This window comes from Brevundimonas sp. FV2ps16, from assembly GCF_058681075.1.
Window position 1 is genome coordinate 391,930 of the sequence record NZ_CM178728.1, and the last position, 25,449, is coordinate 417,378.

The following is a 25,449-nucleotide window of genomic DNA, read 5'->3' on the forward strand; positions in this document are numbered from 1 at the left end:
CTCGTCTTCGCGATTGATATAGGCCGAACGGCCCTGACGCCAATTCCGGCGTTCGATGGATGATCTCGACTAGCGCCCGTCGTGAGGCGAGGTTGCGTCAGGATCGCGGCGAAGCTTCTCATTTCGGAGAACTTCGTCCAGCCGCCGTTGCTCGTCCGGCGAAAGCGGCGCGGCCTCAGGCGTCGGGCGGCGTGCGCGCAGCGCCAGAACGAGCGCCGCCAGCGCAGCCAGAGCGAAGGGGCCGAACCACAACAGCCAGGTCCCGGCTCTTACCGGCGGGGTGAACAGCACATAGTCGCCGAACCGCCGCACCAGGTCGTCGCGCACCGCCTGGTTGGAGGCGCCGGAGGCGATTTCCTCGCGGATCAGGCGGCGCATGTCGCCGGCCACGCCCGCCGGACTGTCGGCGATGGCCTCGTGCTGGCAGACGACGCAGCGGACATCCTTGAACAGGGCCTGGGCGCGGGCCTCCTGGGCCGGGTCGTTCAGCGGACGGTCGGGAGTAGCCGGGGGCTCGGCCGCCGTCAGCATGATCGCCAGGACCGGCGCGGCGAGCAGGATCGACAGCCGCCTCACGCCGTCGTCCTCCGCCGCGCGCCGACGCCCAGCCGCAGCCGGCGATCCAGCAAGGACAAAAGCCCCCCGAACGCCATGATCATCGGCCCCAGGAAGATCAGCCGCGCCCAGGGGTTCCAGTACAGGCGCACGACCCAGGCCGGTTGTTCGGGCGTCCCCGCCCGCTCGCCCATCACCACATAGACGTCGTCCAGCCCCCGGAAATCCAGGCCGACCTCGGTCGTCGTCTGCCCCCCGGCGGGGAAGAAGCGGCGTTCGGCCGTCACCGTCTTCTCCCGGCCCCGGTCGTTCGAAGGCCGCACGGTCAGCCGGCCCTGTTCCGCGAGATAGTTCGGACCCTCGACCACCCGGACCTGATCCAGGGTCACGGTCCAGGGGCCGGCGGAAACGCTCTGGCCCAGCGACAGGGCGCGGGCGGCCTCGGCCTTGAAGCCGGTCTCGACCACCGCCCCCAGGATGAAGACGCCCAGGCCCAGGTGGGCCAGGCTCATGCCACAGGCGCCCAGGGGCAAACCTTTCAGGCGACGCAGGGTCTCGGCGCCCGAGGCGCGGAACAGGCGCGCCCGTTCGGCGACCTCGGCCAGGGATCCGAGGATCAACCAGGCGCCCAGACCGATGCCGGCGGCGGCGAAGGCCCTTTTCGGCTCCCACAGGGCGTAGGCGGCGATAGCGGAGACCAGGGCCAAACCGGCCGCGACGGCCAGCCTCTGCATCGCCCCGGTCAGGTCGCCGCGCTTCCACGCCAGCAGGGGCCCGGCGGGCAGGATCAGGAAGGCGACGGTCATCAGCGGAACGAAGGTGGCGGCGAAATAGGGCGGGCCGACCGAGATGGTCGCGCCGGACGCCGCCTCCAGGATCAACGGATAGAGGGTGCCCAGCAGCACGGTCGCGGCGGCGGCCGTCAGGAACAGATTGTTGAGCACCAGCGCGCCTTCGCGGCTTACGGGTGCGAACATTCCGCCGCCCTTCAGCTGGGGCGCGCGCCAGGCGAACAGGGCGAAGGCGGCGCCGGCCGTGATCCCCAGGATCGCCAGCAGCATCAGGCCGCGCTGCGGATCGACGGCGAAGGCGTGGACGGAGGTCAGCACCCCCGATCGCACCAGGAAGGCGCCCAGCATGGAGAAGCTGAAGGCCAGCAGGGCCAGGAAGACGGTCCAGCCCGCCAGCGCCCCGCGCCGCTCGGTCACCACGGCGCTGTGCAGCAGGGCCGCGCCCGCCAGCCAAGGCATGAAAGAGGCGTTCTCGACCGGATCCCAGAACCACCAGCCGCCCCAGCCCAGCTCATAATAGGCCCAGAAAGAGCCCAGGGTGATGCCGACGGTCAGAAAGGCCCAGCTGGCCAGGGCCCAGGGTCGCACCCACCGGCCCCAGGCGGGCCAGAAGGCGGTCTGGGCCCGCCCCTCGATCAGGGCGGCCACGGCCAGGGAGAAGCAGACGGAGAAGCCGACATAGCCGGCGTAGAGCAGGGGCGGATGCACGGCCAGGGCCGGGTCCTGCAGCAGGGGGTTCAGCGAGGCGCCCTGGAAGGGGGCGGGGTCCAGGCGGACAAAGGGGCTGGAGGTGAAGACCGCGAAGGCCAGGAAAAGCGCCCCCAGCGCGCCCTGCACCGCCACGGCCGAGGCCTTCAGCCCGAACGGCAGGCCGCGCGCGCGGGCCAGGGCGCCGCCGAAGACCGTCAAGACCAGGCACCACAGCAGCAGCGAGCCCTCGTGACTGCCCCAGGCGCCGGCGACCTTGTACAGCATCGGCTTGTCGGTGTGGCTGTTGGCCGCGACGTTCGAGACCGAGAAGTCGGAGACCACGAAGGCGTAGATCAGCACCGCGAAACTGACCGCGACGGCGCCCGCCGCCGCCAGGGCCGCGCCCTGGGCCGCGCCGGCCAGCACCGGACTGCGCCGCCAGCGCCCTGCGGCGGACAAGCCTGTCTGAAGGATCGACAGGGCCAGGGCCAGGGCCAGGGCGAAAGCCCCCAGTTCCACAATCATAGGGTTTTTGTCGCGCTATCGGCCTGCGGCCGACTTGAGCGCATGTTCGTCGCCTCCGGCCGCCACTCGCCCTTGGCCTTGATCCGGTCGGCGACCTCGCGCGGCATATAGTTTTCGTCGTGCTTGGCCAGGACCTGACTGGCGTGGAAGACGCGGTCGGCCCCGAACGATCCCTGGGCCACGATCCCCTGCCCCTCGCGGAACAGGTCGGGCAAGTCGCCGTGATACTGGACCTGGGTCGCAGCGATATTGTCGGTGACGGTGAAGACGACCAGGCCGTCGCCGGATTTCTGCACGCTGCCGGTCTCGACCAGGCCGCCCAGACGGATGTCGCGGCCCTCCGGCGCCTTGTCGGCGGTGGCCTCGGACGGGGAATAGAAGAAGGTCACGCTGTCCTGCATGGCCCACAGCGACAGGCCGACCGCCAGGGCCAGGATCGGGGCCACGGCCGCGACGACCCACAGGCGACGACGCGCCTTCGGCGATTTCGGCAGCCAGCTCATGGGTTTGCGGTCCCGCTCCCCGACGGAATTTTCTTTCCGTCTATAGGGGCCTGCGCCCCGCGCCAACGCGTCATTGCGCCCTCGGCAGGCGGCGTTCCAAATCCTGGCGACGCGGATCGGCCGGGTCCAGGGCGGCGATCAACGGCGTCCACTGGGCGCGCGTCGCCGCCGCATCGCCCCGCTCGAACGCCGCCTGCCCCAGAAAGAAGCGCGCGCCCAACTGGTCCGGGTCCAGCCGCACCGCCTCGCGGAAGGCGGCCTCGGCGTCGCCGCCGATCCGGCCGTCATTAGCCCGCACCAGGCTTTCGCCCAGCCGCGCCCAGGCCTGGGCGTCCGTCGGCTCCAGTTCGATCAGCCGGCGAAAGGCCGAGGCGGCGCCCAGCGGGTCGTCGGCCGCGAACCGGGCCGCGCCCAGCATGGCCAGGGCCTGACGATCTTCGGGATTGTCCCGCGCGACCCGCGCCGTCACCGCCGCCAGTTGCGCCGGCTCAAGAGTTTCGAGGTTTGCGGCCCAGTCATCGACCCGCCGCTCATAGGCCTGGTCCGGCAGGCCGGGCGATCCGGTCAGGACATAAAGAGCCAGGGCCCCCGCCGTCGCCGCCGCAATCCCGGCCAGCACCCAGACGCGGTCACGCCGCCCCACGACCGGCGCCGTCACGGCCGGCCCCGCCAGCAGTCGCCGCCCCGCCTCGGCCCGAGCCGCAGCATGCGCCGCCTCGTCCAGCAGGCCCCGCGCCTTCAGCCGATCCAGTTCGTCCAGTTCCCGCCCGCCAATCTCGGCCTCGCCGGCCGCAGCCGTATCGGCCCCGCGCCGCGCCCCGGTCAGCACCAGCAGCCCGGCCATCGCCGCCGCCAGGCCGGTCATTATCCAGAAGACGATCATCCCCGCCGTCTATCGCATCAGACGACGCCGGGCGAGGCCTCTCGCGTCGCCCGCAGGGCCTCGGCGGCGGCGGCGCGTCGTCGCACCGCCCGTGCGGCCTCCAGCGCATCGAGCAGAGTCAGGAAGCGCGCCGCCACGCCGATTAGCCGCAAGGCCTGATCCGGATCTTCCACCTCGGCGTCCGCGACACTATCCAGCGCCTCGTTGGCCCAGGTCGACAGATAGTCTGTCAGCTCGGTCTTCAACGCCATCCGGTCGGCCTCGCAGCCGAAGGTGTTGGCCGCGCCGCGCAGGCTGGAGACCGCAGACAAGAGCGCCGCCGCCGCTTCGATGGGCTCGCCCTTGGCTGGGGCCTCCAGCCAGGGGCACAGGCGGGTCATGCGGCCGGTTATGACCTGACGCTTCATCGGCAGCGCGGCGTGAACAGCGACTGAGGTGGACTTCATCAGGCCCGAGAGCTGGCCCACAACCTGGACCCGCGACATCCGCGCCGCCCGCCCCCAGGGGGAGTCGGGCCGCACCTGAAGGGTCAGGTCCATCTCGGCGAGAACCCCGGCGCACCAGGCCACATCGGCGACGACCTCGGCCATGGCTGTCTCGTCCTGCAATGGCCGGGCGGCGGCGATCCGCTGACCGCGCGTCTGGACCGAAGCCAGCAGGCGTTCGACGAAGACCCCCATGTCCGAATGGCTCAGAACGAACTCGCTGTCGGCCAGCCGGCTGGTTTGGGTGACGACCCGAAGCATCCGTTCGGCGTCGGCGACGTGGGCGAACAGGATGTCGATCATCCGCCGCCCGCCCTCCGGGGACACCGCCATGGCGTCCTGGATCAGCAGCCTTAGCCCCGCCAGCTGATTGGCGTCGGGTCGCTCCAGCCAGGCCGGCAGGCGCGGCAGGGCGCTGCGCGCCAGGGGGACCAGGTCGAAACAGCCAGCCAGTTCGGTCGGGGTCGCGGGCGGCGCGTCCGCCTGGGGCTTGCGATACTCCGGCCAGACCTCGCCGGGTCGATCCCGAAGCACCGCCGCCGCATGGGCGCACAGCCGGTCCGCGACCAGGGTCCATTCCCCGTGAGAGGGACCGGCCCCGTCCAGCAAACTGAGAAGCGCCTCCTCGTCCTTTTTGGCCTCGCGCCATATCCGCGCCAGAAGGAAGGACGGGAAGACCAGGGACGGGGTGGCGTCCAATCGCGGTTGGAACAGGGGCAGCACGGGCGCAAAGGCTGTATCGCGGCGGGCGCGGTCGCGCGCCTCCTGCACGATCATGACCGCCAATTCCGCCGCCTTGTCTCCGCCCAAGGCGGGCACGGCCGCGCCCAGCTTCGCCAGGGCGACGTCCGGCGCGGCCTGAACCACTGCCTGAAGGGCGGCGCGATGGGCGGCGGACAGCGAGGACAATGGGCGCTCCCGTCAAAGGGCGTCGAAGACGACACCGTGCCTGCTTTCGGTTAACAACGGCTTCTCGACGAGCGCCCCCCTTGAGCCCGGACGACGGAACGCCATATTCGCGCCACGACGCCGGGCGCGAGAGTCTCGGATTACGGAGCGCCGATGCCGGTTATCGAAATCCAAGGCCTGACCAAGACCTACAAGTCGGGGCTTCAGGCGCTGAAACGCGTCGATCTGACCATAGAGAAGGGCGAGATCTTCGCCCTGCTGGGTCCGAACGGGGCCGGCAAGACCACCCTGATCTCCATCGTCTGCGGCATCGTCAACGCCACGACGGGGACGGTGGTCGCCGACGGCCACGATATCCGCAAGGATTTCCGCGCCGCCCGCACCAAGATCGGCCTGGTGCCGCAGGAGCTGACCACCGACGCCTTCGAGACGGTCCTGGCCACCGTCACCTTCAGCCGGGGCCTGTTCGGCAAGCCGGGAAACCCCGCCCTGATCGAGCAGATCCTGAAAGACCTGTCGCTGTGGGACAAGCGCGACTCCAAGATCATGACCCTGTCGGGCGGGATGAAGCGCCGCGTGATGATCGCCAAGGCCCTGAGCCACGAGCCGGACATCCTGTTCCTGGACGAACCCACCGCCGGGGTGGACGTCGAACTGCGCCGCGACATGTGGGCCATGGTCCGCAAACTGCGCGAGCGCGGCGTCACCATCATATTGACCACCCACTATATCGAGGAGGCCGAGGAGATGGCCGACCGGGTGGGGGTGATCCTGAAGGGCGAGCTGATCCTGGTCGAGGAAAAGACCGCCCTGATGAAGAAGCTGGGCAAGAAGACCCTGACCCTGAACCTGATCGAACCCCTGGCCGCCCTGCCGGCTGAACTGTCGGACTGGGACCTGACGTTGAACGCGGACGGGGGCGAGCTGGAATACAGTTTCGACGCCCAGGCCGACGACACCGGCGTGCCGTCGCTGATCCGCCGGCTGGAACGGCTGAACATCGGCTTCAAGGATCTGAACACCCGCCAGAGCTCGCTGGAAGACATTTTCGTCAGCCTGGTCCACCGCGACGGGGAGGCCGCCTGATGAACTTCAACGGACATGGCGTCTGGGCCATCTATCGGTTCGAGATGGCGCGGGCCCTGCGCACCCTGTGGCAGAGCGTGGTCACGCCGGTGATCACCACCGCTCTGTATTTCGTCGTCTTCGGCAGCGCGATCGGCGGTCGGATGGAGGCGGTCGACGGCGTCGCCTATGGCGCCTTCATCGTGCCGGGCTTGATCATGCTGAGCCTGTTCACCCAGTCGATCTTCAACGCCTCCTTCGGCATCTATTTCCCGAAATTCACCGGCACCATCTACGAGATCCTGTCGGCGCCGGTGTCGTCGCTGGAGGTGGTGCTGGCCTATGTCGGGGCGGCGGCGACCAAGTCGGCGGTGCTGGGCCTGATCATCCTGGCGACCGCGGCCCTGTTCGTGCCGCTGCAGGTGCTGCACCCGGTCATGATGCTGGCCATGCTGGTGCTGATCTCGGTGACCTTCAGCCTGTTCGGCTTCATCATCGGCATCTGGGCCGGCAGTTTCGAACAGCTGAACTTCATTCCCATGCTGATCGTGACGCCCCTGACCTTCCTGGGCGGGTCCTTCTATTCGATCGACATGTTGCCCGAGGGCTGGCGCACCGTGGCCCTGTTCAACCCGGTAGTCTATCTGATCTCAGGCTTCCGCTGGACCTTCTACGGCGCGGGCGACGTGGCGATCGGGATCAGCGTGGCCGCGACCCTGGGCTTCTTCGCCCTGTGCCTGGCCGTGGTCATGTGGATGTTCAAGACCGGTTATCGACTGAAGGCCTGACGAACACGACCTGACGCTCCGCCGGAGCCGTCACGAAACCGGCTAGATCGCCTGCGAGTAGAGTAGCATGTCCGACGACGCCAAGAGCCCGACTGAACCGACCGCACCCGCGGGGTCGACGCCGGAGCCGTTCCAGCGCAAACAGGTGACCTGGGGCCGGATGCCCACGACCACCTTCCATGTCGGCCCTGTGCCGGTCGCGCCCAACCCGCTGGACCGGATTCCCAATCGGCCGCCGTTGAAGACGCCGTTGGGCCAGGCTCAAGCGGGGCAACCGCAGCAGGCGCAAGCCCGTCGGGCGACGCCAGCGCCGCGCCCCGGCGCCGGAATACTGAGCGGCTCGCTGATCCCCCAGGCTCGCCCCGCATCCGCCCCCCTGCCGACGCTGTCCACCGTCCCGCCCAAGCCCGCCGTTCAGGCGGCGGCCGATGTCGATCTGACGGTGCGTCCCCTGCCCGGCGCAGCGCCGACGCCTGCGCCCCAGGGAGCGGCAGACCCCACGCCGCCCGTCCCGGCGAGCGCCCCAATTGTTGAGACGCCCGAAACCGCTCCTGCGGTGTCGCCCGGCATCGCCCGCCCGACCCGAAGAGCCTCCCGACTGCCGGCCTATATCGGTTTAGGCGCAGCGGCCGCCCTGATCGTCGGCGGCGGCCTGTGGTTCGCGCTGCGTGCCGCGCCCGAGCCTGCAGCGCCGCTGAACGCCGCACCCGCCGCTGCGCCGGCGGCTACGGCCCCCGCCCCTCTCACGCCGGTCGCGGAGACGCCTCCGCCCGCCCCGCCCGTCGAGTCGGCGGCGGTCGAAACCGCCGCGGCCGGCGCCGCGACGCCCCGGCCGACGGCGTCGGCTCCCAACCCGACGAGCGCTCCAAACAGAACGCAAACGCCACCGACGACCCAGCCCGCCCCGCCACCTGCTCCGACCGTCGCCACGCCGTCCCAACCTGCGCCGACGACCGCTCAGCCGCCCCAGGTTGTGATAGTCCCCGCGCCGACCGCCGCTCGCCCGACCCAGACGGACCCGGACGCCCCCGTCGTAACGCGGCCGCAGCCGCTGGACTGACCGCGCTCGGATTGACGGCTTCAGGGCGGCGGAGAAAGCCAGGGCCGCCGCTTCCTTCAACTTGGTTATTCTCCCGTTAACCATCTTCCCGGCATTTTCTGCCCAGTGATTTGCGGGAGCCTGTGGCGATGAACGGCGCGGAAGTTCTGGATGTGGGGCGTGACGCCATCTGGCTGACGATCCAGCTGTGCCTGCCGGTCCTGCTGGTCGGCCTGGTCGTCGGCGTCGTGATTGGCCTGTTTCAGGCCCTGACGCAGATCCAGGAACAGACCCTGATCTATGCGCCAAAGATCATCGCCATCTTCGTCTCCCTGTTGCTGTTCCTGCCGCTGATGGGCGCCTTGCTGGGCGGGTTCATGCGCCAGATCGCGGCCCGCATCGCGGGCATGTAGACGGGTGGAGGCCTACGCCACCGCCGATCAGGTCTGGGCCGGCGGGCTGATCTTCGCCCGGATCGGGGCGATCCTGATGCTGATCCCCGGCTTCGGCGAGACCTATGTGCCGCCGCGGGTGCGCCTGTCCCTGGCCCTGGTCATCAGCCTGGCCCTGTGGCCGGTGGTGCGCGGGGCTCTGCCGGGCCTGCCCGAAACCGTAGGCGGCATGGCCGGCTGGATCATCCGCGAAGTGGTGGTCGGCCTGATGATCGGCATGCTGCTGCGGATGTTCCTGACCGCCCTGACGACGGCGGGCGAGATCGTGTCGCTTCAGACCACCCTCAGCTTCGCCCAGACCGCCAACCCGCTTCAGGCCGCGCCCGGATCGACCATCGGGTCCTTTCTGATGCTGTTCGGGGTGACGCTGATCTTCGCCACCAACACCGATCATCTGTTCATCGCCGGCATGGTCGGCTCCTACGAACTGATCGCCCCGGCCAAGCCCCTGATCATGAGCGACTTCACCGAAATGGCGGTGCGGACCCTGGGCGACAGCTTCCTGCTGGGGGTGCAACTGTCGGCGCCGGTTCTGGTGTTCGCCCTGATCTTCAACCTGGCCTCGGGCCTGATCGCGCGGGTCATGCCGTCGTTCCAGGTCTATTTCGCCGCCGCGCCTCTGAGCGTCATTCTGGGCCTGTCGATCTTCGCGCTCAGCCTGGGCGCCCTTGGCACCGTCTTCATCGACCGCTACCGCCGCCTCGCCGAGGTGTTCGCGGCCGGCGCCTTCGGGGGAGGGGCGGGTGGCTGACGACACCGACCCCGAGTCGAAAACAGAAGACGCCACCCCTCGAAAACTCGAGGAAGCGCGCAAGAAGGGCGACGTCGCCAAGTCCCAGGACGTCGGACAGGTTCTGTCCCTGGCGGGGGCGGCGGCCGTAGTCCTGGGATCCGGGGGATGGTTCGCCGGGTCGATGGCGCAACAGCTGCTGCCCTTCATCGCCCAGCCGCACCAGATGCTGGGCATGCTGGATTCCGGCGCGGGGACGCAGATCCTGGCCAAGGCCCTGTGGGCTATGACGCCCTTCCTGGGGGCGGTGATGCTGGCGACCATTCTGGGCGGCGCGGGCGGACACCTGGCGCAGTCGGGCCTGATCTTCACCGCTGAAAAGCTGAAGCCGAAATGGTCGTCGGTGAACCCGATGTCGGGGTTCAAGCGGATCTTCGGACCCGACGGGCTGATGCAGTTCGTCAAGACCTTCCTGAAGCTGATCGCCGTCTGCGTCGTCTGCTGGATGGTGCTGAAACCCCATGTCCGCGAGTTCGAGAACATGGTGACCCTGAGCCCCGCCGCCCTGCTGCCGCTGGCGCGGGACATGAGCCTGGCCCTGTTCGTCGCGGCCATCATCCTTCTGGGCGCGACGGCCGGGGCCGACTTCATCTGGCAAAAGATGCGCTTCGCCAAGCGGATGCGGATGACCAAGGAGGAGTTGAAGGAGGACTACAAGCAGTCCGAAGGCGACCCTCACGTAAAGGCCAAGCTGAAGCAGATCCGCATGCAACGCAGCCGCCAGCGGATGATGGCCAATGTGCCCAAGGCCACCGTTATCGTCACCAACCCGACCCACTATTCGGTCGCCCTGCGCTATGAACCCAGCGAGGGCGACGGGGCGCCGGTGTGTGTGGCCAAGGGCGTCGACGCCCTGGCGCTGCGAATCCGGGAGGTGGCCAAGGAACACGATGTGCCGATCGTCGAGAACGTGCCGCTGGCCCGCGCCCTCTACGCCTCGGTCGAGATCGACTCCGTCATTCCCAAGGAACATTTCGAAGCCGCCGCCAAGATCATCGGCTTCGTCTTCCAGTCCCGGAAACGCCGGTAAGACCCTGTAAGGCCCCAGGCCCGATTTGGGGGTATGATTCAGACCACTGATTCGCGAGGCCGCATGAAGTCCACCCGTCGCCTTCCGTTCGACCTGCTCGCCGTCGCGACGGCGTTCGGCGTCGTCGTGGCCATCGCCGCCCTGGCCTATCCGGCCTTCAAGGCCAATCCGATGTCGGCGCCGGGGATGATCCTGCTGGTGACGGCGGGCCTGATCGCCCTGATCGGCCTGTTCGGCTTCCGCCGCGCCGAAACCGTCAAGCCGTCCAGCGACGTCGCCGTCGACATGCTGGACGCCATGGCCGAACCGGCGGCCCTGGTGTGGGAGACGGGTCAGGTTCTGGCCTTCAACGGCGCCTGGGCCCAGGCCAACGGCACCATCACCGCCCTGCCACGCGGCAAGTCGGCCCAGGCCCTTTACATGGCCTTCGCCCAGGCGCGTCGAGGCGAACCCGGCCATGCCATCGTCCAGATCGGCGAGCGCGAAGTCGAGGTCGTGATCGGCAAGGCCGGCGACAACCGCTTCCTGCTGCGCGTCGCGCCCGAGGCCGTCCTGCCCGTGCCGGTCGCGGCGACGGCGCCGACGAACGGCGCTGCGGCAGGCGAATCCCGCGCCATGGCCGCCGGCGCCCCTTTCGGCTCGGCCGTTATCGACGGCGCCGACCTGTTCGCCGGCCGCGCGCAAGAGGCCAACGCCGCCCTGGCCGTCCTGACCGGTCCCGGCGCGGCCCGCGACGCCGCCTTCGGCCATCTGTTCGAGCCGATGGGCCTGGCCGAGGCCCGGGTGAAGCTGGCGGCCGGTTCGTCCGGCCCCATCGAACTGGTCGCCCGCGCCTATCCCGACAAGATGCTGCACCTCTATGTGGCGCCGGAAGGCGAGCGCAAACGCATCTGGCTGTTCGACGTCTCGGCGCAGAAGTCGATGGAGCTACAGCTGTCCCAAGCCCAGAAGATGCAGGCCGTGGGCCAGCTGGCCGGGGGCGTGGCGCACGATTTCAACAATCTGCTGACGGCCATTCAGCTGCAGCTGTCAGGCCTGCTTGAGCGGCACCCGGTCGGCGACCCTTCGTACGATGGACTGAACGAAATTCGCCAGACCGCCATCCGCGCCGCTGACCTGGTGCGCAAACTGCTGGCCTTCTCGCGCAAGTCCACCGTTCGGCGCGAGCGGCTGGATCTGGGAGAACTGGTCGGGGAGTTCGCCGTCCTGCTGCGCCGCCTGCTGCGCGAGGACGTGCGGCTGGAGACCGACTACGGCCGCGACCTGCCGGTGGTGCTGGCCGACAAGAGCCAGTTGGAGACGGCGGTCATGAACCTGGCCGTCAACGCCCGCGACGCCATGCGCGGCGTGGTCGAGCCGGGCGACGCCGTCGTGACCATCACCACCCGCCGCCTGACCGCATACCAGGCGCGCGAAATGGGCTGGCCCAACGCGCCCACCGACGAGGTCGCCCTAATCGAGGTGTCGGACACCGGTCCCGGCGTGCCCCCCGAACTGGTGGACAAGATATTCGAACCCTTCTTCACCACCAAGGCGGTGAACGAGGGCACCGGCATGGGTCTGGCCACCGTCTACGGCATCGCGCAACAGGCAGGCGGCCATATCTCGGTCAGCAATATCGAAGGCCCCCACGGCATGAGCATGGGCGCCGCCTTCCGCATCTTCCTGCCGGCGGCGGGCGAGGCAGAACTGGCCGAGGTGCAGCCGGTCGAGGTCAAGGTCAAGGCGCCGCGCGACCTGTCGGGCGCCGGCCGCATCCTGTTCGTCGAGGACGAAGACGCCGTGCGCGGCATCGCCGCCCGCCTGCTGCGTCAGCGCGGCTATGAGGTGATCGAGGCCGCCGACGGCGAGGAGGCCCTGATCCTGGCCGAAGAATACGCGGGCCAGATCGACATGATGATCTCCGACGTCATCATGCCCGGCCTGGACGGCCCGTCCTTGCTGAAGAAGGCGCGCAAATATCTGGGCGACGCCCCCGTCATGTTCATCTCGGGCTATGCAGAGAGCGACTTCTCGGACCTGCTGCAGGACGAAGTCGGGGTTTCCTTCCTGCCCAAGCCGCTGGACATCAAGACCCTGGCCGAACGGGTGAAACAGGAACTGCACGCGGGCTGAGGCGCCCGCCGCCGTCGGCTGCTCAGGCGGCGCGGCGCAGGGCGGAGGGTGACTTGACGTAGAGACCTTGGCGGCCGCTCACGGGGCGGAAGGCGACGGTCTCGCCTTCCAGCCGTTCGTCCTCCCCCAGGAACAGACAGCCGTCGTCTACAAGGCGGCGCTCCAGCCCGTCCAGGACGCGGGCCCGGCGCGCCGGCTCCATGTCAGCCAGCACATTGCGGCAGAAGATGACGTCGAAACGGGCCTCGTCCGCCGGCTCGTCCAGCAGATTGGCGCGGGCGAAGCGCACTCTGTCGGCCAGTTCGTCACGGACCCGCCAGTTGTCCTCGGCCGGTTCAAACCAGCGCAGCATGATGTGGGCGGTCAGGCCGCGCTGAATCTCGAAACCCGTATAGAGACCGGACCGCGCCTTCTCGATCGCACGCTGGGAAAGATCGGTGGCGACCAGATCCACGGCGACTCCGGCGTCCAGACCGGCCATGGCGATGGACCAGGCTTCCTGGCCCGTCGAGCAGCCGGCAGACCAGACGCTGACCCGGCCGCCGGGCCGCGCCCGGCTCAGAGCGGGCAGCAGTTCCTTCTCCAGCACAGCGAAGGGCGCGCGGTCACGGCGAAACCAGGTCTCGACGTTCAGCAGGGCCTCGATCACGGCCCAGCCCAGGGAGGCGACCGGATTGGCCCACAGATTGGTCAGCAGGGCCTCGACATTGGCATAGCCTTCGCGGCGCGCGATCGGGCCCAGCCGGTGTTCGGCCAGGTGGATGCGATCCCGCGTCAGCCGATAGCCGGCGCGGGTGGCCAAAAGTCCCTGAAGTCTGTCGAAGTCCTCGGGGGTCATGCCGCGATCGCACCGACCTCCGTCAATTTGGACTGCAGGATTTCGCCGTCGAACGGCTTCATCACATAGTCGTCCGCCCCGGCCGCCAGGGCCTCGGCGATCCGTTCGGGCCGGGTCTCGATGGTGCAGAACAGGATCTTGGGCCTGTCGCCGCCGGGCATGGCACGCAGGCGGCGCAGGAAGGTCAGCCCGTCCATCACCGGCATGTTCCAGTCGATCAACAGCAGGTCGGGCATGACCCCAGTGCAATAGGCCAGGGCCTCGGCGCCGTCCGCGGCCTCGTCAACCTCATAGTCAAGACCCTCGACGATTCGGCGGGCCACCTTGCGGATGATCCGGCTGTCGTCGACGATGAGGCAGGTTTTGAAATCCAAGGCGAGGCTCCCCAGGGCGCTGGGCTTCCGACAGAAGTCACGCGTCCTGCACCATCGCCCGATTCCAGTTAACGAGTCGTTTGGAAATCCATCAAAGGGGCATTCTCGCGACCAGCGAAACCCGGCCTTCCTCGACCGTCGTCTGCAGGGCGCCGCCCGCCTGAACGACGGTCAGCCACAACCAATAGGGCTGAATCCACTGGCCCGCCAGCCCCTCAGTCAGACGCTCTCCGGCCAGGCCCGTGACCGCCTCCGGCTTCAACCGCGCGCGCGCGCCCTCGGCGAAACCCTCGAAGATCAGCGCGTCGCCCTCGACATGGGACTGGATCACCGCATTGCCCCCCATCGGCAGGGCGCCGACGGTCAGATAGGCCAGGTTGATCAAGGCGCGCGCCTGGGGCTTGGAGAATTCGCCCTCGGCGATCCGCCAGTCCAGCGAGGCGCGTCCGCCCTCGGTCATGGCGGCGACCAGGGATTGAAGCTCACGGGCGTTAAACCTTTCGCTGGTCGTCGCCGCGCCGAAGGCCACCCGGGCGAAATGCACCAGGGAGACCATCTTGCGGGCGCTTTGCTCGATCAGGGACAGCGCGTCCTCGCGCATGTCCTGGGCCGTGGGATCGCGCATCAGGTCCAGGCCCGAGACGATCGCGCCCGACGGGCTGATGAAGTCGTGGCACAGCTTGGCGGCGATGTAGGTGGCCAGCTCGGTTCCGTCGACGGGCAGGTCCAGCGGGGCTTTGGCGGCGGCGGTCGAATTCATGGAGTCGAGCATACTCTCGTCGGCGTTCTGGTCACAGTTCGTGTCGCGCGCGAGGCTGACGTGATTTGCCGGTTCATGGAACCGCCGTGATGGTCTATCGAGCCCCTAATGACGACCTCCCCCATGATCACCCTTTCCCAAGACCTCGAATCCGGCGCCCTGGCCCTGGCCATCGCCGAGATCGCCGAAGACGCCGCGCGCGTGATCCTGCCCTTCTGGCGCAATGACACCGCCGTCGAGACCAAGGCGGACGACAGTCCCGTCACCCAGGCGGACCGCGCCGCCGAGGCGCTGATTCTCGAACGCCTGGCCGCCCTCTATCCCGGCGTCCAGACGGTGGCCGAAGAAGCCGTGGCCGCGAACGGCGCGCCCGATTCGGCCGATGACTGGTTCTGGCTGATCGACCCGCTGGACGGCACCAAGGGATTCGTGCGCGGCGGCGAGGCCTTCACCGTCAACATCGCCCTGATGCACGCCGGCTATCCGGTCGCGGGCGTGGTCACAGCCCCCGCGACGGGCACCACCTGGCGCACCGACGTCCCCGGCGCGGGCGCCTTCCGCCGCCAGTTCGGCGAGCAGCAGCAGGGCGAGGCCCACGCCGGCGCCGAATGGCGGCCGATCAAGGTTCGCGACCGCCCGCAGGAGGGCATGGCCCTGCTCAGCCACAGCGTCACCGACGAGGAGGCCGCTCGCCTGGCCGCCCGCCACGGCTGCACCCGCTGGCAGGGTACGGATTCGTCGCTGAAGTTCTGCCTGATCGCCGAGGGCCGGTTCGACGCCTATCCGCGCTCGGGCCCGACGTCCGAATGGGACACGGCGGCGGGTCAGGCCGTGCTGGAGGCGGCGGGCGGCCGCGTCCTGGCCGACGATGGTCAGCGCCTGGCCTACGGCAAGCCGCAATTCCTCAACGGCCCCTTCGTCGCCATGGGCGGCTGAGGCTGAAGACAGGGAGAGGATTCTCTCCCTTCATCTTTCGGGCCTATATGAGGATCGATGACCGGCGCGCGCCGGGATAACGGACGATCCGATGGCCGACACCCCCCTATTCCACTCCCCCAAGACCCACGGCTTCGTGCGCGTGGCGGCGGCGACCCCGATCAGCCATGTGGGCGACCCTCGGGCGAACGCCGAAGAGCACCTGGCCCTGATCCGTCAGGCGGCCGATCAGGGCGTGGACCTGATGGTGTTCCCAGAACTGTCGCTGTCCGCCTACGCCATCGACGACCTGCATATGCAGGCCGCGCTGCTGGACGAGGCGGAACGCCAGGTCGCGGTCATCGCCCAGGCGACGGGCGAACATGATCTGGTCGCCGTGGTGGGGGCGCCGATCCGCAACGGCGACGCCCTGTACAACTGCGCCGTGGTGATGGGCGCCGGCGAGGTTCTGGGCGTCGTGCCCAAGACCTATCTGCCCAACTACCGGGAATATTACGAGAAACGCTGGTTCGCCCCGGCGACGGCCCGAGCCGAGGACGTGATCCGGCTGAACGGCGAGACGGTGGACTTCGCCCCCGGCCTGGTGTTCGAGGCGGTCAACCGGCCGGGCTTCGTCTTCGCGGTCGAAATCTGCGAGGACTATTGGGCGCCCCTGCCCCCCTCGACCCGGGCGGCCCTGGCGGGGGCGCGGATCCTGCTGAACCTGTCGGCCTCCAACATCGTCATCGGCAAGGCCGACGAGCGCGCCATGCTGAGCGCCAGCCATTCGGCCCGCACCCTGTCGGCCTATGTCTTCACCGCCTCGGGCTGGGGCGAGAGCACCACCGACCTGGCCTGGGACGGGCAGGCGACCATCCACGAACTGGGGTCGAAGCTGGCCGAAGGCGAGCGGTTCGCTCTGGAGAACCACCTGACCCTCGCCGATGTCGACGTGGACCGGATCGGGCTGGACCGCCTGAGAAACGGCACCTTCGCCGAATGCGCGCGGGTCGAGGGCGAGGCGGCGACGGTCGTGCCCTTCATGGCCCGCGAGGATGCGGTCGAGAGCGAGCTGATCCGCCCGCTGGACCGTTTCCCCTTCGTCCCCGACGACGCCGGACGGCTGGATCAGGACTGCTACGAGGCCTTCAACATCCAGGTTCAGGGCCTGATGCGCCGGATGACGGCGACCCAGGCCGAGCGGCTGGTCATCGGGGTGTCGGGCGGGCTGGATTCGACCCAGGCCCTGCTGGTCGCCTGCCGCGCCTTTGACCGGCTGAACCTGCCACGCACCAACATCCTGGGCTTCACCATGCCGGGCTTCGCAACCTCGGACGGGACCAAGTCCAACGCCTGGGCCCTGATGAAGGCCCTGGGGGTGACCGGGGCCGAGATCGACATCCGCCCCGCCGCCGAACAGATGTTCAAGGACATCGGCCACCCCTACGCGGCAGGCGAGCCGGTTCACGACATCACCTTCGAGAATGTGCAGGCGGGGCTGCGGACCGACTATCTGTTCCGCCTGGCGAACCAGAACCGGGCCTTCGTCCTGGGCACCGGAGACCTGTCGGAACTGGCCCTGGGCTGGGCCACCTATGGCGTCGGCGACCATATGAGCCACTACAACGTCAATGGCGGGGTGGCGAAGACCCTGATCCGCCACCTGATCCGCTGGGTGGCCGACCGCGAACTGGTCGGCGCCGAGGCGACCCCGACCCTGCACGCCATACTGAACACCGAGATTTCGCCCGAACTGGTCCCCGCCAAGGACGGGGTGATCCAATCCACCGAGGGGACGGTCGGCCCCTATGCGCTGAACGACTTTTTCCTTTTCTACATCAGCCGTTTCGGCCTTAAGCCGTCCAAGGTCGCCTTCCTGGCGCACCAGGCCTGGAGCGACGCCCGCGCCGGACATTGGCCCGCGAACACGCCTGATGACGAAAAGGTCGAGTACGACCTGGCGACCATCAAGGCCTGGCTACGGAAATTCCTGATCCGCTTCTTCCAGACCGCCCAGTTCAAACGCTCGGCCCTGCCGAACGGGCCGAAGGTGGTGACCGGCGGCTCCCTGTCCCCACGCGGCGACTGGCGCGCGCCGTCGGACGGCAATGCGCGGGTCTGGCTGGACGAACTGGACGCCAACGTCCCGGATTGAATGCCTCCTCCCCGCTTGGCGGGAGCAACCCCGTCCGTTCTCCATTGGCCTCCCGCTTTCGTCATTCCGGGCGTAGCGCAGCGGAGACCCGGAACCCAGCGGCGCCGAAGGCGAAATGGGTCCGCCGCAGGATGCTGAAAGGTCGAGTCCGCGGCAGGTTCGCGCTCCCGCGCGCCGCTGGGTTCCGGGTCTACGGGCCAAGCGGCCCTTCGCCCGGAATGACGAAAGGAAAACAGGCGTGACCTCCCCGGTCGCTGTCGCGATGTGGGAGCAGCCGTCCCCACACATAGAGACCACGCAAAAATCCCGCATCTCGAGTGTGGATATTCGGCGAGCCCCTCGCTAGAAGCTTCGCCATGACCGAAGACGTGACCAAAGACTCGAACGGCAACATCCTGGCCGACGGCGACAGCGTGATCCTGATCAAGGATCTGAAGGTCAAGGGCTCGGGCGGCGTGACGCTGAAGCGCGGCACCCTGGTCAAGAACATCCGTCTGACCGGCGACACCGACGAGATCGAAGCCAATGTCGACAAGGTGCGCGGCCTGGTCCTGCGCGTCGAGTTCGTGAAGAAGGCATAGAGCCCTCTTCCCAAGTGAGGCGTCAGCCGCCATCTAGCGGCCTATGACCGACACCCTCGCCGCCCCCGTTTCGACCGCCGCAACTGGCAAGATCCCCGTCACCGTCCTGACCGGCTATCTCGGCGCCGGCAAGACCACCCTGCTGAACCGGATCCTGACCGAGGATCACGGCAAACGCTACGCCGTCATCGTCAACGAGTTCGGCGAGATCGGCATCGACAACGACCTGGTGGTCGGCGCCGACGAGGACGTGTTCGAGATGAACAACGGCTGCGTCTGCTGCACGGTGCGCGGCGACCTGATCCGCGTGGTCGCTGGCCTGATGAAGCGCCAGCGTCCCGGCAAACCCGCCTTCGACGCCATCATCGTCGAGACCACGGGCCTTGCCGATCCGGGCCCGGTGGCCCAGACCTTCTTCGTCGACGAGGACGTCAAGGCCAAGACCCAGTTGGACAGCGTCACCACCCTGGTGGACGCTAAACATGTGATGGCGCGGCTGGACGACTCCAAGGAGGCGCGCGAGCAGGTGGCCTTCGCCGACCGCATCATCCTGAACAAGGTCGATCTGGCCACGCCGGAGGAGCTGGATGCCGTCGAGGCTCGTCTGCGGGCGCTGAACCCCCTGGCCCCCATCGTCCGGGCCGAGCGGTCGAACGTGCCGCTGGACCAGGTGCTAGGCCTGCACGCCTTCGACCTGGAGCGGATCCTGGAGGTCAAGCCGGACTTCGTGAACCCGCCCCACGGCGCCGATGGTCATGTCCACGACGAGCATTGCGGCCACGACCACCATCATCATGACCATGACCACGGGCATGACCATGATCATCACGACCACGCCCACGGCGCGCACTCCCACGGCGCGCGCGGCCACGCCCACCAGGACGACATCAAGGGGATTTCCCTGTCGCTGGACCGGCCGCTGGACGGCGCGAAATTCACCGCCTGGCTGGACAAGCTGCTGGGCGAGCAGGGTCAGAACATCCTGCGCGCCAAGGGCATCATCGACGTCCAGGGCGAGAACCGCCGCCTGGTCTTCCAGGCCGTCCACATGATCCTGGAGGGCGACCTGCAACGCGAATGGGGCGAGAGCGAACGCCGCTGGAGCCGCGCGGTCTTCATCGGCCGCGAATTGGACGAGGCCGCGCTGCGGGCCGGGTTCGAGGCCTGCGCCGCCTGACCCTCACCGTCCGGGCCGCAAGGCCCGGACGGATCTCAAATCAGAAGGGCAGCAGATTGCGCTGACGGCTGTAGCTCATGGTGCCGACATTGGCGCCCAGACGCAGGCCGACGCCGGTGCGGATCGGCGCCAGCACGATGCCGTCCGCCTGCTGATAGTTCACGCCCAGACCTGCGATCAGATAGGCCGTACCCTCAACGCCAGGGTAGCGGCGATAGATCATGTCGGGGTGGTACAGGCCATAGACCAGGGTGAAGACCCGGCTGGCATTGCCGCCCCAGTCCCAACCCACCGAAGCCCCCTGCCAGAACACCTCCTGCGAGGCCGACAAGTCCTTCATATGCAGGGCGCCGCGCCCATAACGTGCGCCGACGACGACAGCGCCCGAGCCCTCCTCGCCCGCGATATAGGCGGTGGGGCGGTCGCCTTGATCGGCGAAGACGCGTTCGATGGCGCCGCCGACGGCCTCCGCCGCAATGCCCAGCTCCTTGGACCCGGCCGCGACCAGTTCGTCGAACGTATAAGACTGGGCCTGATTGTCCGACCGGATCGGATAGTTGGGATTGGCCGGAGCCGTGGCGCAGGCGCCCATCGACGAGGCCCCGGCGGCGGTGGCCAGGCCGGAAAGGATCAGTTGGCGGCGATGCATGAGGGCGCTCCGAGGACGGCGAGAGGACAGCCGGCGGGGACGCCGGGCTTTGTAACAGAGTCCCCGACCTTTGCGGCAGCCTTGCGGCTTCAAGGTTAACGGGGGCTTACGGAGGCGTTGTAGAGCTTCCTTCTCCCCTTGCGGGAGAAGGTGGCCGAGCGGAGCGAGGTCGGATGAGGGGTCGCTCCCCGCCGCCTGCGTGACCCCTCGCCCGACCGCGCCAGAACGACGGCTTCGCCGCCGTGCGCGGTCTCCCTCTCCCGCAAGGGGAGAGGGAGACAATCAGCCTCTCAGCTTGCCGCCCTGCTTCTCCACCGCCGCCACGATCTTGGCGGTCAGAGCCTCGATCTCGGCCTCGGCCAAGGTCGCCTCGCGCGGCTGGATCACCACTTCCAGGGCGACGGACTTGAAGCCCTCGTCCACGCCCTTGCCGCGATAGACGTCGAAGACGCGGACGTCGGCGATCAGGGCCTTGTCGGCGCCGGCTGCGGCCCGGACCAGGTCGCCCACCGGCTTGGCGTCCTCGACCACGAAGGCGAAGTCGCGGGTCAGGGGCATGAAGGCCGACAGGTCCGCCGATCCCCGCGCCTTGCCCGACTTGCCGCGCGGCTCGGGCACAGCGTCCAGCACGATCTCGAAGCCCAGCATCGGGCCGTCCGCGTCCAGGGCCTTCAGCACGCGCGGGTGCAGTTCGCCGAATTCGACCATCACATTCTTGGGGCCCAGTTGCAGCCGGGCCGAACGGCCGGGATGCCACCAGTCGCGGTTCTGACCCTGGGCCAGTTGCAGCGAGGCGACCGGGGCGCCGATCTCTTCCAGCAGGGTGGTCAGATCGGCCTTCAGCGCGAACAGGGCGTCCTCACCGGCGCCGGCCCAGTGACGGGCGGCATGGGGCGCGACCAGGCCGGCGATGACCGTCCGCTGATCCTTGGGACCGTCGCCCAGATAGATGGGGCCGATCTCGAACAGGGCGGCGTCGGCGAAGCCGCGCGCGGCGTTGCGCGCCGCCGCCTGGATCAGGTTCGGCAGGGCCGAGGGCCGCATGCAGTCCAGATCGGCCGCGATCGGATTCTCCAGCACCAGACGATCATCCCCGCCGCCGAACAGGGTCGCCGTGGATTGCTTGGTGAAGGACCAGGTGACGGCCTCGGCATAGCCCAAGGCCGCCAGGGCGCGACGCGCCGTGCGGACGCGGGCCTGGCGCGGGCTCAGCACCCCGCCGGCGGGCCGGGCGACCTCGGGCAGGGGCGTGTCGGGCAGGCTGTCGAAGCCCTCGATGCGGGCCACCTCTTCAACCAAATCCGCCCGGCCCTCGACGTCGCGCCGCCACGACGGCGGGGTCACGGTCCAGGGCTCGGCCTGATCGGCAGGGCCGGCGGTGACCAGGAAACCGAGCTGGCCCAGGATGGTGCCGATCCGGTCGTCATCCAGGTCCATGCCGCTGAGCCGCTTCACATAGGCGGGGTCGAAGGCGAAGGGCGCCGGGCTGGCCGGGGGCTCGCCGACGAAGACGATCTCGGACGGCTCGCCACCGCACAGGTCCAGGATCAGGCGCGTGGCCAGCTCCAGCCCCGGCGTGACCGAGACCGGATCGACGCCGCGCGCGAACCGGTACTGGGCGTCGGAATGAATGCCCAGCGCACGGCCCGTCTGGGCGATCACCAGCGGGTCGAACCAGGCGCTTTCGATGAAGACGTCGGTCGTGCTCTCGTCGCAGCCGGTGCTTTCGCCGCCCATCACGCCGCCCAGGCCGATGGGGCGCTCGCCCCCGGCGTCGGCGATGACGCAGTCGGTTGCGGCAGCCGTATAGGTCTTGCCGTCCAGAGCGATCAGATGCTCATGCTCGCCGCCCTCGATATGGGCGGTGCCGGCCGAGACCTGTCCGCCGCGCACGACGATCTCGGTCCCGACCAGCTTGGCCACGTCATAGACGTGCAGCGGCCGGGCGCGGTCGTAGGCAATCAGATTGGTCACATCGACCAGCCGGTTGATCGAGCGCAGGCCGATGGCCGTCAGGCGTTTCTGCAGCCAGGCCGGCGACGGCCCGTTCGTCACGCCCCGGATCACCCGGCCGGCGAAGACCGGGCACATCTCGGGCGCGTCCAGACGCACGGTGATCGGCGACGGGAAGCCCCCGCGCACCACGGCGATGTCGAAATGCTTCAGCTTGCCGACGCTGGCGGCGGCGAGATCCCGCGCGATGCCGGCGACGCCCAGCCAGTCGGGCCGGTTCGGCGTCACCTCGAAGTCGATCACGGGTTCCGCGCCGAACAGGCCGGCGACCGGCGTCCCCACCGGGATCTCCGGCGGCAGTTCCTGAATGCCGTCGCTCTCATCCGCCAGCTCCAGCTCCGAGGCCGAGCACAGCATGCCGTTGGACACCACGCCGCGCACCGGCTTCTCGACCAGGGTCACGCCCAGGCCGGGCACATAGGCGCCGATGGGGGCGTAGATGGTGGTCAGGCCCGCCCGCGCATTCGGCGCGCCGCAGACGATCTCTTTCACGCCATCGACGGTCTCAACCTGGCAGACCTGAAGCCGGTCGGCGTTCGGGTGACGCTCGGCCGACAGGATCTTGGCCACGGTGAAGGGCGCCAGCTTGGCGGCAGGGTCGAGAACCTCTTCGACCTCCAGCCCGGCCATGGTCATGGCCTCGGCGATCTGATGGACGTCGGCCTCGGTCTCGAGGTGATCCTTGAGCCAGGAAAGGGTGAACTTCATGCTGCGGCCCCGCCCAGACCGGCGAGCATCTCGTCGAGGAAGCTCTGCGGCCCGGTAAAACCGACGCCCAGGAAGCGGCAGCGAATGAATTTGCAGTCCTTGACCGTGACCGTGCCGGTCACCCGCTCAGGACCGACGGGCTTGAGCATCAGGCTGCGAGGGTCGCCCTGAGCGTCTCCCATATTGCAGCCGTCGAAATTGCAGCCGGACAGCGGAAGCAGAACGGCGGGGCCTTCGATCAGGCATTCTATGAAGGTGCGGCCCTCGATGTTCGCCTGCCCGGCGCGGCGCGTTTCCAGAAACAGCTGCGGCAGCCAGATCGAGCCGTTGCGATACTCCGGCCCGGGGCCGATGGCGTCGAAGGTGATGGCTTGTGTATCGGTCATTATATCAGCTCAGGCCCGAGGCCGGATTGGGGGCCGCGAAGGCCGAGAAGCCGTAGTGCGCCAGCCAGCGCGTGTCGGCGTCGAACATTGGGCGCAGGTCGGGCACCCCGTATTTCAGCATGGCCAGGCGATCCACCCCCATGCCGAAGGCGAAGCCCTGATATTCATCCGGGTCGATGCCGCAGTTCCGCAGCACATTGGGATGCACCATCCCGCAGCCCAGGATCTCCAGCCAGTCGTCGCCGGTGTTGAACACCAGTTTGCCGCCGGATCGGTCGCAGCGGATGTCCATCTCGGCCGAGGGTTCGGTGAAGGGGAAGTGGTGCGGACGGAACCGTGCCTGCACCTCGTCCAGCTCGAAAAAGCGGGCGATGAAAGTCTGAAGCGTGGTCTTCAGATGGCCCATATGGATGTCGCGGTCGATCACCAGGCCTTCGATCTGGTGGAACATCGGCGTATGGGTGGCGTCCGAATCCTTACGGAAGGTGCGGCCCGGCGCGATGATGCGGATCGGCGGCGTCTGGCTCATCATGGTGCGGACCTGCACCGGCGAGGTGTGGGTGCGCAGCACCTTGCGCTCGCCCGTCTCGGGATCGGGCTTCAGGAAGAAGGTGTCGTGCATCTCCCGCGCCGGATGCTTGGGCGGGAAGTTCAGGGCGGTGAAATTGTGGAAGTCGTCCTCGATGTCCGGACCTTCCGCCACGGCGAAGCCCATTTCGGCGAACAGGGCGATCATCTCGTCCATCACCTGCATGGTCGGGTGGACCCCGCCCTTCCTGCGCGGCCGGGCCGGCAGGGTCAGGTCGACGCGCTCGGCCTGAAGCCGGGCGTCCAGCTCGGCGGCCTCCAGCTCGGCCTTCTTGGTCGTGATGGCGGCGGCGACGCGGTCGCGCAGGCCGTTGATCATCGGCCCCTGTTCGCGGCGTTCGTCGGGGCTCATGGCCCCCATGCCCTTCAGCAGCCCGGAGACGGAGCCGGACTTGCCCAAGGCGGCGACGCGCACCTCTTCAAGGGCGGCGACGCTCTCTGCGCCGCCGATGGCGTTGATCAGTTCGAGTTCGAGTGTGGCGAGATCGGTCATTTGGCCCGTGCATTAGCGGGCCGGGGGCCGTTCGTCACCCTTGAAGGCGCGCGGCGGGATCGATCAGGGCGCGGAGGCGATGGCGGCAAGCTCCGTCGCCGGCGCCTTGTTCGCCGCGACGATCCAGGCGGGTGGTTCCGGCTCCCAGCGGATGGGCTTGCCCTCGGTGCTGTTCCAGCGGTGCAGCCACGAGATTCCATTGGCCCGGACATAACGATCTTCATGCGCATAGATCGGGTCCGACAGGGCCTCTTCCAGCGTCACGAACCGATAGCCGCGCGCCAGATACAGGGCGTGGATCCGCGGATAATAGGCCTGGTTCAGGCTGTTGGCGTGCAGCAGCAGGACCTGCGCCGGCTCGCGCCCGCCGGTCAGTTCGGCGCTATAGGGTTCGAAGAAGTCTAGCACCGTGGTCATATGGGCCACATAGGCTTCGCCGATGCGGCGCTTCAGCGCCTCGTCGCCCAGTTGCTCGGCCTTGCGATACACGTCGGCGAACATCCAGTCGTTGTTGTCCAGGGTGACGGGCGCGACCCTATAGCCGCGCTGGGCCAGGCCGGCGGCGATGGCGTCGTGCTTTTCCTGGGTCTCGCCGGTGAACAGGTAGGGGTGGCGGAACCAGCGCAAGGTCCGCCCCCGCGCCTCCAGCGCCCCCCGCGTGATCGGCGCGCCCGCATCGACATCGGCCAGATAGGCCTCGGCCGTCGTGCGGTGGATATTGATGTGGCTGAAGCTGTGGTTGCCCAGATCCAGCCCGCCGTCCAGCCAGACGTTCAGAGCCGTCGGCAGGGTCGAACCCCGGGTCGGCTCGCACACCTTGCCCTCGTTGACGAAGGCCGTGCCATGGGTGTCCAGCGGCTCGAGCATGGCCACGAAATCGGTGGTCAGCCGCATCATCTGTACCGGATCGCACAAGGCCGCGTCCGCCGCCTGATAGGGCAGGTCGTCGAACGTCACCGCGACCCGTCGCTCCTGCGCGAGCGCCGGCGTGGTCAAGGCCAAAGCCAACATCAGGCCGAGGATCGGAACACGTTTCATCATGCACTCAGCCTAGCCCAAACTGCGGCTGGAGAACACCAAAGCAGCATTCCATCCGAATACGGACGACTTGTCTGAAACGCGCCGCGAAAGGTTCATGAACGGCAAAGCCGTTGTTAAATATCACCGGTTAAGCCCTCCCTCGTGGACATGA

The 25,449-nt window shown here is 68.4% G+C and carries 24 protein-coding genes; 11 read left to right on the top strand and 13 right to left on the bottom strand.

From position 1 onward, the window contains the following. Nucleotides 1–69 precede the first annotated feature (69 nt). From ACW170_RS01830 to ACW170_RS01850, 5 genes are all read right to left on the bottom strand, one after another. Entirely contained in the window at nt 70–576 is a 507-nt protein-coding gene (locus tag ACW170_RS01830) for a cytochrome c-type biogenesis protein (RefSeq protein WP_492088008.1), read from the bottom strand. Further along, the gene (locus tag ACW170_RS01835) at nt 573–2,561 is read right to left on the bottom strand and encodes a heme lyase CcmF/NrfE family subunit (RefSeq protein WP_492088009.1); all 1,989 of its coding nucleotides are present in this window, start codon (nt 2,559–2,561) and stop codon (nt 573–575) included. Before ACW170_RS01835 ends, ACW170_RS01830 begins: the two co-directional genes overlap by 4 nt. After that, on the bottom strand, nt 2,558–3,064 hold the full coding sequence (ccmE, locus tag ACW170_RS01840) for a cytochrome c maturation protein CcmE (RefSeq protein ID WP_492088010.1): 507 nt from the start codon (nt 3,062–3,064) through the stop codon (nt 2,558–2,560). Before ccmE ends, ACW170_RS01835 begins: the two co-directional genes overlap by 4 nt. 70 nt (nt 3,065–3,134) lie before the next feature. Beyond that, complete coding sequence (ccmI, locus tag ACW170_RS01845) at nt 3,135–3,947, bottom strand: c-type cytochrome biogenesis protein CcmI (protein WP_492088011.1); 813 nt, start codon at nt 3,945–3,947, stop codon at nt 3,135–3,137. Nucleotides 3,948–3,964: 17 nt separating this feature from the next. Beyond that, the gene (locus tag ACW170_RS01850) at nt 3,965–5,341 is read right to left on the bottom strand and encodes a hypothetical protein (RefSeq protein WP_492088012.1); all 1,377 of its coding nucleotides are present in this window, start codon (nt 5,339–5,341) and stop codon (nt 3,965–3,967) included. A gap of 153 nt (nt 5,342–5,494) precedes the next feature. Here ACW170_RS01850 and ACW170_RS01855 point away from each other — a divergent pair, with 153 nt between their 5' ends. The 7 genes from ACW170_RS01855 (at nt 5,495) to cckA (ending at nt 12,620) form a co-directional block, all read left to right on the top strand. Then, nucleotides 5,495–6,427, top strand: coding sequence for an ABC transporter ATP-binding protein (locus tag ACW170_RS01855; RefSeq protein ID WP_492088013.1), 933 nt, complete (start codon nt 5,495–5,497; stop codon nt 6,425–6,427). Next, nucleotides 6,427–7,194: an ABC transporter permease gene (locus ACW170_RS01860; RefSeq protein WP_492088014.1), complete on the top strand. Its 768-nt coding sequence runs from the start codon at nt 6,427–6,429 to the stop codon at nt 7,192–7,194. Before ACW170_RS01855 ends, ACW170_RS01860 begins: the two co-directional genes overlap by 1 nt. Before the next feature lie 67 nt (nt 7,195–7,261). Further along, complete coding sequence (locus ACW170_RS01865) at nt 7,262–8,254, top strand: hypothetical protein (RefSeq protein ID WP_492088015.1); 993 nt, start codon at nt 7,262–7,264, stop codon at nt 8,252–8,254. Nucleotides 8,255–8,382: 128 nt separating this feature from the next. Further along, nucleotides 8,383–8,646 carry a flagellar biosynthesis protein FliQ gene (gene fliQ, locus ACW170_RS01870; protein ID WP_008258892.1) on the top strand — a complete coding sequence of 88 codons (264 nt, stop codon included), beginning with the start codon at nt 8,383–8,385 and terminating at the stop codon, nt 8,644–8,646. Between the two features lie 4 nt (nt 8,647–8,650). Next, the gene (gene fliR / locus ACW170_RS01875) at nt 8,651–9,436 is read left to right on the top strand and encodes a flagellar biosynthetic protein FliR (protein ID WP_492088016.1); all 786 of its coding nucleotides are present in this window, start codon (nt 8,651–8,653) and stop codon (nt 9,434–9,436) included. Then, complete coding sequence (flhB, locus tag ACW170_RS01880) at nt 9,429–10,505, top strand: flagellar biosynthesis protein FlhB (protein WP_492088017.1); 1,077 nt, start codon at nt 9,429–9,431, stop codon at nt 10,503–10,505. Before fliR ends, flhB begins: the two co-directional genes overlap by 8 nt. A 63-nt stretch (nt 10,506–10,568) precedes the next feature. Next, nucleotides 10,569–12,620 (top strand): cell cycle histidine kinase CckA, encoded by a 2,052-nt coding sequence (gene cckA, locus ACW170_RS01885; protein WP_492088018.1) that lies wholly within the window; start codon nt 10,569–10,571, stop codon nt 12,618–12,620. Nucleotides 12,621–12,642: 22 nt separating this feature from the next. Here cckA and ACW170_RS01890 read toward each other — a convergent pair whose 3' ends face one another. The 3 genes from ACW170_RS01890 to chpT all read right to left on the bottom strand — a co-directional run bounded on the left by ACW170_RS01890 (nt 12,643) and on the right by chpT (nt 14,604). Next, nucleotides 12,643–13,458: a CheR family methyltransferase gene (locus tag ACW170_RS01890; RefSeq protein WP_492088019.1), complete on the bottom strand. Its 816-nt coding sequence runs from the start codon at nt 13,456–13,458 to the stop codon at nt 12,643–12,645. Further along, nucleotides 13,455–13,832: a response regulator gene (locus ACW170_RS01895; RefSeq protein WP_492088021.1), complete on the bottom strand. Its 378-nt coding sequence runs from the start codon at nt 13,830–13,832 to the stop codon at nt 13,455–13,457. Before ACW170_RS01895 ends, ACW170_RS01890 begins: the two co-directional genes overlap by 4 nt. 91 nt (nt 13,833–13,923) lie before the next feature. Continuing rightward, the gene (gene chpT / locus ACW170_RS01900; protein ID WP_492088022.1) at nt 13,924–14,604 is read right to left on the bottom strand and encodes a histidine phosphotransferase ChpT; all 681 of its coding nucleotides are present in this window, start codon (nt 14,602–14,604) and stop codon (nt 13,924–13,926) included. Nucleotides 14,605–14,700: 96 nt separating this feature from the next. Here chpT and cysQ point away from each other — a divergent pair, with 96 nt between their 5' ends. The 4 genes from cysQ (at nt 14,701) to ACW170_RS01920 (ending at nt 19,420) form a co-directional block, all read left to right on the top strand. Beyond that, nucleotides 14,701–15,528, top strand: coding sequence for a 3'(2'),5'-bisphosphate nucleotidase CysQ (gene cysQ, locus ACW170_RS01905; RefSeq protein WP_492088023.1), 828 nt, complete (start codon nt 14,701–14,703; stop codon nt 15,526–15,528). 91 nt (nt 15,529–15,619) lie between these two features. Continuing rightward, on the top strand, nt 15,620–17,662 hold the full coding sequence (locus ACW170_RS01910) for an NAD(+) synthase (protein WP_492088024.1): 2,043 nt from the start codon (nt 15,620–15,622) through the stop codon (nt 17,660–17,662). A gap of 356 nt (nt 17,663–18,018) precedes the next feature. Next, a complete protein-coding gene (locus tag ACW170_RS01915) occupies nt 18,019–18,243 on the top strand; it encodes an alkylphosphonate utilization protein (protein ID WP_492088025.1) in 225 nt (74 codons plus the stop codon). A 43-nt stretch (nt 18,244–18,286) separates the two neighbouring features. Next, a complete protein-coding gene (locus tag ACW170_RS01920) occupies nt 18,287–19,420 on the top strand; it encodes a CobW family GTP-binding protein (protein WP_492088027.1) in 1,134 nt (377 codons plus the stop codon). A 40-nt stretch (nt 19,421–19,460) separates the two neighbouring features. Here the strand turns inward: ACW170_RS01920 and ACW170_RS01925 are convergent, their stop codons facing one another. From ACW170_RS01925 to ACW170_RS01945, 5 genes are all read right to left on the bottom strand, one after another. Further along, nucleotides 19,461–20,069, bottom strand: coding sequence for a DUF1134 domain-containing protein (locus ACW170_RS01925; protein WP_492088028.1), 609 nt, complete (start codon nt 20,067–20,069; stop codon nt 19,461–19,463). A 282-nt stretch (nt 20,070–20,351) separates the two neighbouring features. Further along, nucleotides 20,352–22,790, bottom strand: a complete 2,439-nt coding sequence (gene pheT / locus ACW170_RS01930) for a phenylalanine--tRNA ligase subunit beta (RefSeq protein WP_492088029.1) — start codon at nt 22,788–22,790, stop codon at nt 20,352–20,354. Continuing rightward, nucleotides 22,787–23,176 (bottom strand): hypothetical protein, encoded by a 390-nt coding sequence (locus ACW170_RS01935; protein ID WP_492088030.1) that lies wholly within the window; start codon nt 23,174–23,176, stop codon nt 22,787–22,789. Before ACW170_RS01935 ends, pheT begins: the two co-directional genes overlap by 4 nt. Before the next feature lie 4 nt (nt 23,177–23,180). Next, on the bottom strand, nt 23,181–24,257 hold the full coding sequence (pheS, locus tag ACW170_RS01940) for a phenylalanine--tRNA ligase subunit alpha (RefSeq protein WP_492088031.1): 1,077 nt from the start codon (nt 24,255–24,257) through the stop codon (nt 23,181–23,183). 63 nt (nt 24,258–24,320) lie between these two features. Further along, a complete protein-coding gene (locus ACW170_RS01945; protein ID WP_492088032.1) occupies nt 24,321–25,298 on the bottom strand; it encodes a polysaccharide deacetylase family protein in 978 nt (325 codons plus the stop codon). Nucleotides 25,299–25,449: the final 151 nt, after the last annotated feature.

Bases quoted from the DNA above. Each gene is read 5' to 3' on its own strand.
- ACW170_RS01835 (WP_492088009.1), bottom strand. From the start codon at position 2,561: ATGATTGTGGAACTGGGGGCTTTCGCCCTGGCCCTGGCCCTGGCCCTG.
- ccmE (WP_492088010.1), bottom strand. From the start codon at position 3,064: ATGAGCTGGCTGCCGAAATCGCCGAAGGCGCGTCGTCGCCTGTGGGTC.
- ccmI (WP_492088011.1), bottom strand. From the start codon at position 3,947: ATGATCGTCTTCTGGATAATGACCGGCCTGGCGGCGGCGATGGCCGGG.
- ACW170_RS01855 (WP_492088013.1), top strand. From the start codon at position 5,495: ATGCCGGTTATCGAAATCCAAGGCCTGACCAAGACCTACAAGTCGGGG.
- ACW170_RS01860 (WP_492088014.1), top strand. From the start codon at position 6,427: ATGAACTTCAACGGACATGGCGTCTGGGCCATCTATCGGTTCGAGATG.
- ACW170_RS01865 (WP_492088015.1), top strand. From the start codon at position 7,262: ATGTCCGACGACGCCAAGAGCCCGACTGAACCGACCGCACCCGCGGGG.
- fliQ (WP_008258892.1), top strand. From the start codon at position 8,383: ATGAACGGCGCGGAAGTTCTGGATGTGGGGCGTGACGCCATCTGGCTG.
- cckA (WP_492088018.1), top strand. From the start codon at position 10,569: ATGAAGTCCACCCGTCGCCTTCCGTTCGACCTGCTCGCCGTCGCGACG.
- ACW170_RS01890 (WP_492088019.1), bottom strand. From the start codon at position 13,458: ATGACCCCCGAGGACTTCGACAGACTTCAGGGACTTTTGGCCACCCGC.
- chpT (WP_492088022.1), bottom strand. From the start codon at position 14,604: ATGCTCGACTCCATGAATTCGACCGCCGCCGCCAAAGCCCCGCTGGAC.
- cysQ (WP_492088023.1), top strand. From the start codon at position 14,701: ATGACGACCTCCCCCATGATCACCCTTTCCCAAGACCTCGAATCCGGC.
- ACW170_RS01910 (WP_492088024.1), top strand. From the start codon at position 15,620: ATGGCCGACACCCCCCTATTCCACTCCCCCAAGACCCACGGCTTCGTG.
- ACW170_RS01915 (WP_492088025.1), top strand. From the start codon at position 18,019: ATGACCGAAGACGTGACCAAAGACTCGAACGGCAACATCCTGGCCGAC.
- ACW170_RS01920 (WP_492088027.1), top strand. From the start codon at position 18,287: ATGACCGACACCCTCGCCGCCCCCGTTTCGACCGCCGCAACTGGCAAG.
- ACW170_RS01925 (WP_492088028.1), bottom strand. From the start codon at position 20,069: ATGCATCGCCGCCAACTGATCCTTTCCGGCCTGGCCACCGCCGCCGGG.
- pheT (WP_492088029.1), bottom strand. From the start codon at position 22,790: ATGAAGTTCACCCTTTCCTGGCTCAAGGATCACCTCGAGACCGAGGCC.
- ACW170_RS01935 (WP_492088030.1), bottom strand. From the start codon at position 23,176: ATGACCGATACACAAGCCATCACCTTCGACGCCATCGGCCCCGGGCCG.
- pheS (WP_492088031.1), bottom strand. From the start codon at position 24,257: ATGACCGATCTCGCCACACTCGAACTCGAACTGATCAACGCCATCGGC.
- ACW170_RS01945 (WP_492088032.1), bottom strand. From the start codon at position 25,298: ATGATGAAACGTGTTCCGATCCTCGGCCTGATGTTGGCTTTGGCCTTG.